This is a genomic window from Nocardia sp. BSTN01 (assembly GCF_015354405.1).
Taxonomy (GTDB): Bacteria; Actinomycetota; Actinomycetes; order Mycobacteriales; family Mycobacteriaceae; genus Nocardia.
Window position 1 is genome coordinate 15,168 of sequence record NZ_JADKYP010000071.1, and the last position, 12,504, is coordinate 27,671.

Annotated in this window: 11 protein-coding genes; 1 reads left to right on the forward strand and 10 read right to left on the reverse strand. The window is 67.5% G+C overall.

Going from position 1 to position 12,504, the window contains the following annotated elements:
* Positions 1-48 precede the first annotated feature (48 nt).
* Genes IRT45_RS32470 through IRT45_RS32510 form a run of 9 tightly spaced genes read right to left on the reverse strand, consistent with a single transcriptional unit; the run spans position 49 to position 9,208 of the window.
* Entirely contained in the window at positions 49-1,131 is a 1,083-nt protein-coding gene (locus tag IRT45_RS32470; RefSeq protein ID WP_194809616.1) for an iron ABC transporter permease, read from the reverse strand.
* Positions 1,128-1,937 carry an ABC transporter ATP-binding protein gene (locus IRT45_RS32475; protein ID WP_194809617.1) on the reverse strand — a complete coding sequence of 270 codons (810 nt, stop codon included), beginning with the start codon at positions 1,935-1,937 and terminating at the stop codon, positions 1,128-1,130. The genes IRT45_RS32470 and IRT45_RS32475 overlap by 4 nt, the downstream gene beginning before the upstream one ends.
* A complete protein-coding gene (locus IRT45_RS32480; protein ID WP_194809618.1) occupies positions 1,934-2,878 on the reverse strand; it encodes a kinase in 945 nt (314 codons plus the stop codon). The genes IRT45_RS32475 and IRT45_RS32480 overlap by 4 nt, the downstream gene beginning before the upstream one ends.
* The gene (locus IRT45_RS32485) at positions 2,875-3,711 is read right to left on the reverse strand and encodes a bifunctional 2-polyprenyl-6-hydroxyphenol methylase/3-demethylubiquinol 3-O-methyltransferase UbiG (protein ID WP_194809619.1); all 837 of its coding nucleotides are present in this window, start codon (positions 3,709-3,711) and stop codon (positions 2,875-2,877) included. The genes IRT45_RS32480 and IRT45_RS32485 overlap by 4 nt, the downstream gene beginning before the upstream one ends.
* On the reverse strand, positions 3,708-5,018 hold the full coding sequence (locus IRT45_RS32490; RefSeq protein WP_194809620.1) for an MFS transporter: 1,311 nt from the start codon (positions 5,016-5,018) through the stop codon (positions 3,708-3,710). The genes IRT45_RS32485 and IRT45_RS32490 overlap by 4 nt, the downstream gene beginning before the upstream one ends.
* Entirely contained in the window at positions 5,012-6,052 is a 1,041-nt protein-coding gene (locus tag IRT45_RS32495) for a mandelate racemase/muconate lactonizing enzyme family protein (RefSeq protein ID WP_194809621.1), read from the reverse strand. The genes IRT45_RS32490 and IRT45_RS32495 overlap by 7 nt, the downstream gene beginning before the upstream one ends.
* Entirely contained in the window at positions 6,049-7,098 is a 1,050-nt protein-coding gene (locus IRT45_RS32500) for a PLP-dependent cysteine synthase family protein (protein WP_194809622.1), read from the reverse strand. Before IRT45_RS32500 ends, IRT45_RS32495 begins: the two co-directional genes overlap by 4 nt.
* A gap of 8 nt (positions 7,099-7,106) precedes the next feature.
* The gene (locus tag IRT45_RS32505; RefSeq protein WP_309241255.1) at positions 7,107-7,955 is read right to left on the reverse strand and encodes a hypothetical protein; all 849 of its coding nucleotides are present in this window, start codon (positions 7,953-7,955) and stop codon (positions 7,107-7,109) included.
* A complete protein-coding gene (locus IRT45_RS32510) occupies positions 7,952-9,208 on the reverse strand; it encodes an ATP-grasp domain-containing protein (RefSeq protein WP_194809623.1) in 1,257 nt (418 codons plus the stop codon). The genes IRT45_RS32505 and IRT45_RS32510 overlap by 4 nt, the downstream gene beginning before the upstream one ends.
* Before the next feature lie 193 nt (positions 9,209-9,401).
* Between IRT45_RS32510 and IRT45_RS32515 the strand changes: the two genes are divergently transcribed.
* Entirely contained in the window at positions 9,402-10,100 is a 699-nt protein-coding gene (locus IRT45_RS32515; protein ID WP_194809624.1) for a hypothetical protein, read from the forward strand.
* Between the two features lie 44 nt (positions 10,101-10,144).
* Here the strand turns inward: IRT45_RS32515 and IRT45_RS32520 are convergent.
* A partial coding sequence (locus IRT45_RS32520) for a LysR family transcriptional regulator (RefSeq protein ID WP_228535725.1) occupies positions 10,145-12,504 on the reverse strand: 2,360 nt, incomplete at its 5' end.

Genomic DNA, 12,504 nt, shown 5'->3' on the forward strand with positions numbered 1-12,504 from the left:
GTGGGGGAGACCGATAGGCACGGTGTTCGGATTCCTCTCCGGAAAGGATCAGGTGGGTGAGTTGTGGTGGCGGCGGATCAGGACCAGCAGCAGCGGTGCGCCGACGACGGCGGTCACGATCCCCAGCGGCAGTTCACGGGGCGCGAAGACGACGCGGGCCACCACGTCGGCGACGACCAGGAACACGGCCCCCAGTACCGCTGAGAACGGGATCAGCCGCCGATGTGTCCCGCCACCGCAGAGGCGGGCGATGTGCGGCACGATCAGTCCGACGAAGCCGATGGCGCCGGCGACTGCGACGACCGCGCCGATGGCGAGCGCGACGACGGCGAGCACGAGCATCCGGAACCGGGCCGGGGACAGGCCCAGCGCGCGGGCGGTGTCGTCGCCGCCGGCGAGGATGTCCAGTCGCGTCGCCAGCAGCAGCAGCGCACCGACTGCGGTCGCGGTGACCAACGCGGTGGTGGCAACCGATGACCAGGCGGCCGAGCTCAGCGAGCCGAGCAGCCAGAACAGCACGGTGCGGGCGCCTTCCTGGTTGTCGGAGGCGAAGATCAGGAAGCTGGTCGCCGCGGAGAATAGGTAACCGATGGTGACCCCGCCGAGTAGCAACCGCAGCGACGTCATCTGCCCGTTGATCCTGGCGATGGCGAACAGCAGGACTGTGGCGGTCAACGCGCCGGCGAACGCACTGGCCGCGAGCGCGGTCGCGGTGGCCGCGGTGCCGGCGAACAGCAGCGATGTTGCCGCGCCGGTCGAGGCTCCGGAGGTGACGCCGAGGACGTGGGGGTCGGCGAGCACATTGCGCACCAGGGTTTGCAATACTGCGCCCGCGACAGCCAGCGCCGCACCGACCAGGGCGCCGAGCAGCACGCGCGGCACCCGCACCAGCCACACGATCGAATCCTGGGACGCAGTCCAGTCCACGTCGGCCGGTACCCCGACGAGGTGGTGGCCGACGATGCGCGCGACCGTGCCGGGCGGGACCCATACCGGGCCGAGTCCGGTGGCCACGACCAGTACCACGGCCAGCGTGGCACCGAGCCCGCCCAGCCACAGCGCGGTCACCGCGCGATGGTGTGCGTGGTCCAGATCGTCGGTATCCTCAGAGCTCGACAGGCTTGTAGTCATCGGAGGCCCGCCTCTGCGGAATCGATTCTCGCGGAGGACGTTCCGGCCTCGCGTGGCCCGAACAGCAGTTGGGTCGCGCCGAACGCGGCCGACGTGTGGACGCGGACGCCGTAGACGGGTTCGAGGATGGCCGGGGTGAGGACGTCGGCGATCGAACCGGCGGCGGCCACTCGGCCGCGATGCAGCAGCACCAGACGGTCGCAGTAGCGGGCGGCGAGATTCAAGTCGTGCAGCACGACGAGAGTGGTGGTAGTCGCCAGATCCCGTATCAAGCCGAGCAATTCGTGCTGGTATCCGATATCGAGATGGTTCGTCGGTTCGTCGAGCAGGAGGTGGTCGGCTTGCTGCGCCAATGCCCGGGCGATCAGTACCCGTTGGCGCTCGCCACCGGACAGCGCTGTGTAGGGGCGGTCGGCGAGGTGGCGGGCGCCGACACGCGTCAGCGCCGCGGCGGCGGCGGCGCGGTCGGCGCGGGAGTAGCCCTGCAGCGCGCCGGCCCAGGGGGCGCGCCCGAGTAGAACGGTCTCGGCGACAGTGATCGGCGCCTCGGCCGGTGATTCCTGCGCGACGACGGCCAGCCGCGCTGCCAGCGCCCGGCCGCGCAACACCTCGACCGGCGTGTCGTCGACGGACACCACACCCGACTGGGGTCGCAGTGCGCGATAGAGCAGGCGCAGCAGTGTGGATTTGCCCGACCCGTTGGGCCCGATCAGCCCCACGGCCGTGCCGGGTTCGGCGACCAGCGCGACTCCGTCGAGCACGATTTGGCCACCATAGGAAAAGCCGACATCGTCCACCGTGATCATCGGCTCACCACCTCGACGGCGGCCCGCGCGGTAACGAAGTCCGGTGCGACGGAGCAGTCCGGTGGGTAGGGGCGCCATGTGCGGTGCACAGTGATCGACTCGGCGAAACCGGTGCAGACGCGTTGAGCCGCAGCAATTTTCGCGTCGAGCTGCGGGTCGGTCTCGTCGAGCAGGATGCCGGTCGTGGTGCCACTGTGCGCGACGACCACCCCCGCCGCGCCCAGATCCCGGGCGGCGGCGATCGTGGTGTCCAGGTGAGGTCGGGACCGCAATATGGTACTCATTTCCGCGCTGCGGGTCGCGACCGCGCCGATGGCGGCCACATCGCCGGCCGCGACCGCGGTGGCGAGTTCGGCGAGCAGGGCACTGTATTCGCGTTTGGCGGCTGTGGTGAACGTCGGTCGGTGCCGGTTGAACGCAACGGTATCGATCTGGCCGCCTTCGTCGGCGGTGACGATGGTCAGCGGCGGTAACGCGCCGAGCAGCGCCAGCAGCCGGACTTCGCGATGGCAGAAGGCAACGGCACCGGGGTGCATCACGCCGTCGGAGGGTTCGATGCATCGCAGTTCGGTTTCGATCTCGGCCGCGGTGATCTCGCGTCCTTCGGCATCGGCCACGGCGCGGGCGGTGGCGACGAGGTCTGCGGTGGAGCTGGCGAGGCCTTTTCCTTCCGGCAGGTCGCCGAGGAGGGTGAGCACACCACCGCGTACGGCCGGCGAACGCGCGAGCAGTGCGCGGGCAAGGGTGGCGGACTTGGTTTTGCGTCCGGGGATCACGGTGAGGGTGTCGCGGTGCGGATCCGGTTCGAACACCGCGACCGCACCGCGGGTAATCGGCAGCGTCACGAGGAAATCACGGCTGTCGCAGGCGGTCACGCCTTGCAGCAGTTCCCCGCAGCTGCCGAATGCGCTGCCCACACCGACCCGGAGCACGGCGGTCACCGCGCACCCGCACTGGTTCGGCGGGCGACCACATGCAGGCGGTCGCCGTCGAGTTGCTCGGACAGCACGCCGTCGGCGGGCCAGCGCGGTGTGGTCAACGGCCCCGGTGCGTCGAACAGTGCCAGCACATCGAATCCGGCAGCGGTCAGCAGGTGGCGCAGCTCCTGTGGGAACAGCAAGCGCCAGGCGGTGTGCTGGGCGACCGGTTCGATACAGCCCGGCCATGTCCAGATTCGTTGTCTGCGCAGCAATTGCGCGGGGAGGTCCAGCGACAGTGAGGTTTGTGAGGTGTAGGTCATGCCTTCCCAGTCGACCGTGCGGACCAGGTCCTCGTCGAGCAGTTCGCGGCGTCCGCGGTCGGTGAGAAGGAAGGCGCCGTTGCGCATCTCGAGGATCAGGACACCGTCGGCGCGCAGGCAGGCCGCGAAACGATCGAGTGCCGCGACCAGATCGGCGGTGTCGTGCAGGTGTAGCAATGTGCTGCCCAGGCAGGTGAGCACGTCCACCTGCGCGCCGGCATCCAGAGTGCGGGCATCGCCGACACTGAAATCGACTGCCGGGTAGCGGGTCCGGGCGTATTCGACCATCCGCGGGGAGATGTCGACTCCGCGCACCCGGTAGCCGAGTTCGGTCAGCCGGCCCGCGTCGCGACCGGTTCCGGACCCGACATCGAGCACATCGACCGATGCTCGCGTGCCGTAGCGGGTCACGAGGTCGGCGACGAAGCGTGCGTTGCGTTCACCGGTGTCAGGGAACGTGCGTTCGTAGAGCGCGGGATTGTCGGTCAGCAGGTTCTCGCTGAACAGGACGGGGCCCTGATCGTGAACGGTCATCGGGTGGTGTGGCCTTTCGCTGTGCGTCGAGTCGTCGCGGTGATCGGTCGGGGCTGGTTTGTCGTGGCTTCCGGTAGCCAGCCGTAGCTGCGCAGCGCCAGCACGGCGAGAGCCGACAGCGATCCCATGCCTGCGCAGAGCAGGGCGGGCGGCCAGGTCAGCGGTCCGCCCGCGTGGTCGACTGCCATACCGACGACGCTGGTGGCCACCACGGTGAACAGTCCGGAGGCCAGATAGAACGCGCCGAAATAGGTGCCGGTCAGTTGCGGCCCGCTGAATCGCGGAATGGCCTCGTTCACGAAGGGCTGCACGGCCATCACACCGAGCGCGAGCACCACGGCACCGGCTACCACCGGTGCGACGCGGACCGCTATTGCGACCGTTCCCTGGCCACCGGGCGAGACGGCTTGCCCGGCAGGCGGAAGCAGAAATGCTGCGCCCGCGACGGCCATGCCCAGAGCCATCGCGCAACCGCGGTCGGTGCGCCGTGACAGCACTCTGGTGATCGGAACCTGCAGTGCCAGTACCACGATCGTCTCGACGACGAACAGGGCCGCCACGGCTGCCGGGCCCGCAGCGAGCCCGGCGCGCTGCTGCACCTGCAGGGTGAACAAGAAATAGATCTGGCTCTGCAGGGCGAACATGCCCATCAGGGCCACCGCGAACGCCCAGAAGCGGCGATCGGCGAACACTCGCGAGAAATCCGCGCTCAGTGCGATATCGCGCGGCGGCACCGGCCGCGCCGGCAGAAGGATCAGCTGGGCGACGGTCAATGCGGCAAACACGCCTGCCGCGGCCACGGCGGTCAACCGGAACCCCAGCCCGGCCAGCAATGTCCCGACGACGGGGCCCAGGGCAGAGCCGACGTTGCCGAAGATATTGAACAGTGCGAACGCCTCGGCGCCACGATCGCCGCTGTCACGGGCGATGTAGGCGCGTACCGCCGGGTTGAACAGCGCCCCAGCGAACCCTGTGAGCACCGAGGCCAGCAACACCACCGGCAGCGAGCCGCCGATGGCGAACAAAGCGAATCCCGCGGCCCGGATCCCCGCACCAGCGATGATCACCCCTCGCGCACCGAGCCGATCCGCGGCCGAACCGCCGACCAGGAACAAGCCTTGCTGGCTCAGATTGCGTACCCCCAGGACCACACCGATCACCGCCGCCGACAGCGCCAGGTCGGTGCGCAGATAGTCGGCCAGGAACGGCACCAGCATGAAGAACCCGACGTTGCCCACGAGCTGGTTCACCAGAAGCAGACGCACCGACAGCGGAAACGCGTCCAGCACCCCTAGCCCGCTCACCATTCGGCTCGCACACGCCGGACCCCGAGGCCGGGACCGGTCGGTCGCCGCAACCAGCCGTCGCCACCGCCCACGCCCTCCCACGGATCCTCGGCGAGCAGCAGGTGACCGTCCAGATCCACCCAGCGGGCAGCTCCGGCCAGCACCGCAGCGGCAGCGATACCCAGCGAACTGCAGACCTGACAGCCCACCAGCACGCCCACGCCGCGGGTCTGCGCCCAATCGAGCATTGCGCGGGCCCCATCGAGCCCTCCGCATTCGGCGAGTTTGATATTGATACCGCCGATATCGTCGGGCAGCCGATTGAGATCGGCGAGCGAGCCGGCATCTTCATCGGCGATCACCGGCATCGGAACCTGTCGCGAAACCACAGCGAGCTGACCGGGGTCACCGGCCGGTACAGGTTGTTCGACAGCGGCGATGCGCTGGTCGGCGAGCTCATCGAGCACCGCGACAGCGGTGGGCGTGTCCCATGCGCCATTCGGATCGAGCAGCAGCTCCGCTGTGGGCGCTGCGGCGCGGATCGCTCGCACCCGCGCGATGTCCTCGGCAGGGTCGCCGGTGCCTGCTTTGATCTTGAGCACCGTGAACCCGGCCTGTGTCATGCGGTGCGCGATCGACTCGGCGTCGGCGGGGCTCATCAGGCCGATCGTGTATGCCGTGGGCACCGAATCCCACTGCGGCACACCGAGGTAATCACCCAACGACATTCCGGCGCGGCGGGCGAGCAGATCGTGGGCCGCGCTGTCGAGGGCAGCCACGACCGGTAGGGCGAACTCCGCTCGCAAGAGCGGTAGCAGCGCTCGGACCTGCTCCGGGTCGGCGCAGCCGGTGATTCTCTCGCCGACTCCGCGCAGGGCGGTGTCGATGGCGGTGAGGTCGAGCCCCAGGCGGGGGCTGGCAACGACTTCCCCGTGCCCGACATGCCCGTCGGCAGCCAGCGTGACCCACACCGCGGCCCGCTGCGACATGCTCGCGCGCGAGATACGCAGGGGACGAAGCAATTCCAGTGTGGTGTCGGTCCACGTCACCTTCATGCCCGCATCTCCTGACCGGACGGGTCGACAACGACAGAACATCGAGCCCACCGATGGGCCTCGCGAGCATCGGGTGCGAGAAGTTCCACGGGTTCGGTGACACAGGACCGCAACAGGTCGTTGTCTTCGCACCACTGGTCGTCGTAGATGGTGCGCAGATAGCGGTGCGGTCCGTCGGGGAAGACGGTGAGTACACGAATACCGCGCTCGCGCAGGGTGATCCACCGGGCGACCAGTGCGGCGGCTCCGGTGCTCCAGCCACCAGCGATGCCGACCTCGGCGGCCAATCTGCGGCACGAGGCCACTGTCTCGGACGGGCCGACCCAGTGCACCTCGTCGAAGTCGTCGTAGGCGACGTTTCGCGGAAGGATGCTGCTGCCCAGCCCGCGCATCAGCCGCCGGCGGGCGGGTTGACCGAAGATCCGCGAGCCGACCGAGTCGACGCCGACTACCCGCAGCGCCGGCCACTGCGCGCGCAGCACCCGGGTCAAGCCGGCGCAATGGCCACCGGAACCGATAGCCGCGACGAGCACATCCGCCTGCTCGACCTGTTCGAGCAATTCGTGGGCCATGTCCTCGTATCCGGCGGCGTTGTCCGGGTTGTCGTATTGGTCGGGCCAGTACGCGCCCGGGGTGGTGTCGAGCAGTTCGGCCAATCGGTCGAGCCGGGCACGCTGCCAGCCGCCGTCGGGATGCGGATCGCAGACCACCTCGAGACCTACACCGAAGGCAGCGAACAGCGCGCGCATCTCCGGCTCGAGTTCGTCATCGACCACGAGCACGACAGGGTGGCCGAGGGCCTTTCCCGCCAGCGCGAGGCCGAGACCCAATGTGCCGCTGGTGGATTCGATCACTGTCGCGCCCGGCGCCAGCTCACCGCGCGCGCGTGCCGCGGTGACCATCGACACCGCTGCGCGCGCCTTCATTCCGGCGATGCTCGCGGCCTCCAGCTTGGCCATATAGGTGCTCGACCCGGCGGGAATCGAAACGACGGGTGTGTCACCGACCAGTCCGAGCAGCGCTGGGTGTGCCGGCGGGGCTGTCATCGGACGCATCAGAGTTCTCCCTGCCGGTAGTGGAAAAGGGTGCTGGGGCCGCCGTCGAGAGAGAAGAACGGATACGGCTCGGCAGACACCGCCGTCACGCCCCGACCCAGAAACCACGGCAACACGCCGCTTCCGGTCTGAGCGAACAGCACTAAAGGGATCGATCTGGCCTTCGCGTCGCCGAGGAAGATATCGAAAGTCCCGTTGCCCAAAGTCATTCCTGTGACCAGCAATGCGTCGTAATCTCCAGGCGCAGCTGCGGCGCTGCGGTACACGAGCTCGTCCCATTCGGTTCGCCCTCCCGTGAGGTCGCAGGGGTAGTAGGCGACGCTGCGGGAACGTAGTGCCGACAGCAGGGAACCGACGACACCGACCACCAGCACGCGCCGAACATGCGGTGGCAGCAGGTTCACCACGGCCTCGGCGCGCTGCCGCGACTTCTCGAGGGAACCACCGCCACCGACATCGACCGGCTCGGCGGCAACGCCGCCCGCGGCCGGGTGCGGCCACAGATGCATCAGATACGCGTCCAGGGCGGCGATCCGGACCGGCAGCTGCGGGTGGAATAACAACTGGGCCACCGTCGCACCGAGACACTCGTCGACCACATCCCCGCTGCAGCGATCATCGCCCGGCTCGAGCCCGCAGGAACCCACAGCCGCGCCGACCCGGAGACTGAGTATCTCGTTGCGGTAGCCGCCGCGACGGCTCACGTGGTGAGTCCCGTAGCGGGTATGGAAAGCGGTGGCCACCACCAACTCATTCGGATCTGTGCCCAGATGAGCATCTCGTGCCCATCCGATCAGTTCGTCGACCGAGCAGGGACGCGGCATGCGAGCGATATCCGCGCCGATCACGAGGGCGCCTGGGTGAGTTCGACGTCGAGTGCATCGATGAGACCGTGGGCCACGACACCGGCAGCGCCGGGTTGGCGGTCGACGACCATGACGTGACCGAGGTAGGTGTTGTTGTCGGTCGCGATCCGAACCCGAGTGCCCGGTTCGGCCACCGCGTGCTCCACGATGCGGCTGTCGTCGCCCCAGTGCCCGGCTCCCGATGTCGCGGCCAGCACACCCTCGCGATCCGCTACCGCGAATGCGATGGCGGCGCTGCCCGTATCGGTCGGGCGCGGCGTCACATCCGGAATGCCACCGGCCGCTACCTCGGCGTGTACCGCCGCGAGATCGATGCCCGTCACCCGGCGCACCAGCTCGGTGATCCGATTGCCCGCCGGACGTGGATTGACCTCGATCAGCCGAGGTCCCTCGGCACCGCATTTGATCTCGGTATGCGCGACCGTGTCATCGAGACCCAGCGCATCGATTGCGGCACATGCCACATCAGCGAGTGCCGCGCGCTCGTCGGCACTGACCGCGGCCGGGAACATGTGGCCCGCCTCGATGAACGCCGGAGCTCCGGACAACTGTTTGTCGGTGACGCCGACCACGGTGGTCTGCCCCCGCACGGTAACCGTCTCGACACTGTATTCCGGCCCGTGCACGCACTCTTCGATAAGGATCTGCGGTGCCCGTAGCTGACCGCGCGCGTTGACCGGGAAACCGGCAATCGCTTCGAAAGCCCTCCGCAGCTGGACCACATCATCGACCCGGCGAACAAACATCCCGCCGCACAAGTCGACCGGCTTGACGACGAGCGGGTATCCCAGTTCCCTTGCCGCGCCGGACAACTCGTCCCAATGCTGCGCTACCGCGAACGACGGTCCCGGCACGCCGGCGGCCTCACACACCGCACGCGTGCGGTCCTTCCGGCATGCCGCATCGACGGCTTCCCGGGAAGGTCCCGGCAAGCCCAGATCCTCCGCGATCGCCGCGACCGCGGGCAAATAGTAGTCACACGAGGACAACACCCCGTCGAAGGCGAACAACTCGTGCAGCCTGCGCACGTAAGGCACCAGGGCCGCGGCGTCATTGGTCTCGGTGGTGAAGATGTTGTCCGCGCCCAGCAAAGGGTGCGTCGCCGGCTTCCCGCGCAGGTAATGCCCCAGGTCTCGGGTGAGGAAGCTGAACGTGTGCCCCGCCGTCCGCAGCCCATTCGGAAGCAAGGTGCTCATCGAGCCGACCCAGCTCTCCACCATCAGTAGATGTCCCACGAACCCTCCAAGTATCCGGTAAGTCCGAAATGATAATCGTTTTCATCTGACGCGCAAGGTCAACTTGTGTCGATGGAGTCGAACTGTTTGGGCTGCAACCTGTTTCGTGTGCACTTGTTGAAAACGATAATCATTGTCAATAATGGTGCGGTCGCGCACGTCCGCGCGACCGGATCGACGATGAGGAACCACCATGCTGATGAGGACCGTTGCCGTGCCCGCGCTTGCTCTGGCCGCGCTGACAGCGATGACCGGCGTCGCCCACGCCGACCCCGGCGAAGACCGAGCCATCTCGTTCACCGCACATGCCACCGACACGTCGTCGATCATCGAAATCGACTCTGGTACCTTGGTCGTCGAAGATCGGACGCTGAAGGTGAAATCCCCCAACGGAGTTACCGTCGCCGGGGCGCCACTGACGTTCACCATCGATGATTTCGAGTTTCCGATTAACGCCGAAATCGTCGGCCGCACAGCGGCATTGACACCCGATCTGTCGATGGACAAGGCCGTCTACAAACCTGCCGCTCTGCCCTACGAGGACAAGGCGCCCTGGAAGAACGAGTACGATCGGGAACAAGCCGCCTGGTCGCGCATGACAAGCACCATCAGCATGGGCGCCACCACCGGAACTCTGATCGGCGGCATCGGCGGCGCCGCCGTCGGCTGCGTACTCGGCGGTCTCGCCGGAGCAACCATCGCCTCGGCCACCATCGTGGGCATGTTCGGCCCCTTCATCCCCGCCGCGGCAATCGGCTGCCTCGGCGGCGTGATCGCCCTCGGAGCACTCGGAACCGTCGCCGGCCAGATACTGGTCACCGCGCCCGTAGCAATCGGCGCCGCCATCCAATACTTCACCACGATCAACCAGCCCTTCACGCCTATCAAATAGGCGCGGAGCGAGCGGGTGAGGAACCTGGTTACCCCGTTCTTCCCCTAGTCATCCAGAGCCGACGGAGACCTGCTTTGCAGAGTTGATTCAGCGGCTGAGCTTTGCTGGAACGTCTCCGTCGGTTGACTGGATTCATTGAGCGCGTCAAGGACTGCTTGGCCCAATGGTGTGGGCGTCATCGGTGTGCGTCTGGTGGCGCGGTGAAGGAGCGTGCCGCCCAGGTCCTTTTCGAGTTGATTGATGAGGTCGATCAGGGTTGTGGGGTGGATGCCGATCGTTTCCGCTGCCGCGGCGAACGTCGAGTGGTGGCTGGTGGTGGCGAAGTCGTGGAGTCTGTCGAGTCCGCCGATGGTGGCTAACGCTGGTTGCAGCACGGGTGGCAGGGCGGCGATTTGTGCGGGTGTGGGGTGGTTTCTGCGCCGGTGGAAGTATTCCGATCGGCGGAGTGGAATGTGGTGGCGCTCGGCCCATCTGGCCATGGTGGTCCAGGTGACGCCGGCGTCACGGGCCACAGCGGTCATGGATCGGCCGAGGATGACGTATTGCTCGTGGAGCCAGTCACCGTCGATGGTGTTGGCAAGTTGTCGGCCGGGTTGGCGCAGCGGGATGTCGTAGTGGCGGGCGAGTCGGGTGACGGTTTCTGTGCCGACACCGACGCGGTCGGCGATGCGGCGGATGCTGAGATGTTGGTGCAGGTAGAGGTCGATGAACGTATCGCGGGGTAGGGTGCGGGTGGCGGTGCGGTATTGGGTGGTTCGCGCCGCCGCGTGCACCGAGATCGGCGCGGGGTGGACTTCGAGCACATGTCGGATCGTGTCGGATGTGACGGCAAGAGCGGCGGCGGTATCGGATACGGTGCGGTCCTCGTGCCGGATCAGTCGGTGCACACGGTCGATATCGACGTCGGTGGGATCGCTGCCGGGCAGGTCCAGGCCGTCGAGCAGTCCGGTGGGTGGTTGCCAGGTAGGTGGTTCGTCGTGGATGTGGTGTGCGGCAAGGAATTCGAGCGCGTAGTCGTCGAGGCTGTGAACCAGTTGTGGGGTGAGGACGCGCGCGAAATCGGTGGTCCGGTAGCGGAAATGATTGGTTTCCACCGCGGCGGGGTGGGCATCGAACGGCAAGCCGCTGAGCCGTTCGAACAGGAAGCAGCGTGCCCGTCGAGCGGTGGCACGGGCACTGAGAGAGGGGAGGCCGGCGTGGCAGCAGAGTTGATGCCAGAGCGGGTCGGGGAGCAGGTCTGTGTAGTCGAGGCGACGTCGGCGCTGGTAATCGATCGGTGTACCGGTGTCGGCAAGGTAGTCGGCCATCCGGGTCAACGCCTGCCGGACCGGTTCCCAGCGGCCGCAGTCGGCGAGTAAGCCTAGGGCTCGCGCGATTTGGTAGCTGGTGGCATGGCACCCGAGAAGACCGGCGGCCTCGCCGGTCGAAATCGTGGTTCCGGTGATCAGCAGCGCGGCCGCGAGAGCGGGCCGCAGTTGCCGTTGCTGCGGGCGCGGGAGCGCGAGCCGCAGCGACCATGCCGTCCATACCATCGTCGGCACACTACGGGCGAGCACACCCGCCCTGACCGGCGGGAAGTCCGGTCGCCGAGGAGCCGGATCCGCGATGCGGTAGCGCAGGTGATCGGCCGGACGCATCGAGGGGGCCAGTGCGACGAGCTGAACCGCATCCAGCATGGGGCTGGCGTCTGTTCGCCGTGGTGTGGAGGCATTGGTTTTGGTTGAGGCGTTGGCCTTGGCGCGGTGATCGCGCACGTCCGTGACCAGCCAGCGCAGTGCCTCGCCACCGTGATGGGCATCGGACGCGCCCAGGGCGGCAAGCCCGGCAGTGATTGCGGTCGCTGTAGCGCAGGCGGGCGGAAGCGCTTTTCCGGGCCTGTGCGTGTCGGCTCGATCGATGATCTCCGAGTGTGCGAGTAGCAGATCGGGTGGGATCACCTGGGCGAGAGCGGCCGTGGTGGCGTGGAGGAGGACCCGGTCGGCGATAATCTTCAGATCGGTCAACGCCGTCTCAGCCGATACGGGGGCTGCAGCGTAGACCCCGAATGCGGCTGTACCGGTCTTGATGATGTCATCGACTCTGCGCTGCGCTGCCAGGACCGGATGCGAGGCCTCGAACCGAACAGTTTCCGCTCGGGTCAAATCCGCGCCACAGCAAGTCGGTGCCCGTCCGACGGAACCAGGCTGCGGGCTGGCACACCGCCCGAGGACGGGGATCACGATGCCTGGCAGGGGAAGGCAGCGTTGCCGACGCAGGCACGCCGGACACAGGTCGGCCAGCAACCGGTGATGACGCAGACAGGCGAACGACCAGCCCAGCCGCCACCGCAGCTGCCAGCGACCACTGGATTCCACTAGACACTGCGGGCAAAACCGTGAGGAACTGACCGGACTCCAGGGGAAGG

Bases quoted from the DNA above. Each gene is read 5' to 3' on its own strand.
- IRT45_RS32470 (WP_194809616.1), bottom strand. From the start codon at position 1,131: ATGACTACAAGCCTGTCGAGCTCTGAGGATACCGACGATCTGGACCAC.
- IRT45_RS32500 (WP_194809622.1), bottom strand. From the start codon at position 7,098: ATGACAGCCCCGCCGGCACACCCAGCGCTGCTCGGACTGGTCGGTGAC.
- IRT45_RS32515 (WP_194809624.1), top strand. From the start codon at position 9,402: ATGCTGATGAGGACCGTTGCCGTGCCCGCGCTTGCTCTGGCCGCGCTG.
- IRT45_RS32475 (WP_194809617.1), bottom strand. From the start codon at position 1,937: ATGATCACGGTGGACGATGTCGGCTTTTCCTATGGTGGCCAAATCGTG.
- IRT45_RS32495 (WP_194809621.1), bottom strand. From the start codon at position 6,052: ATGAAGGTGACGTGGACCGACACCACACTGGAATTGCTTCGTCCCCTG.
- IRT45_RS32490 (WP_194809620.1), bottom strand. From the start codon at position 5,018: ATGGTGAGCGGGCTAGGGGTGCTGGACGCGTTTCCGCTGTCGGTGCGT.
- IRT45_RS32485 (WP_194809619.1), bottom strand. From the start codon at position 3,711: ATGACCGTTCACGATCAGGGCCCCGTCCTGTTCAGCGAGAACCTGCTG.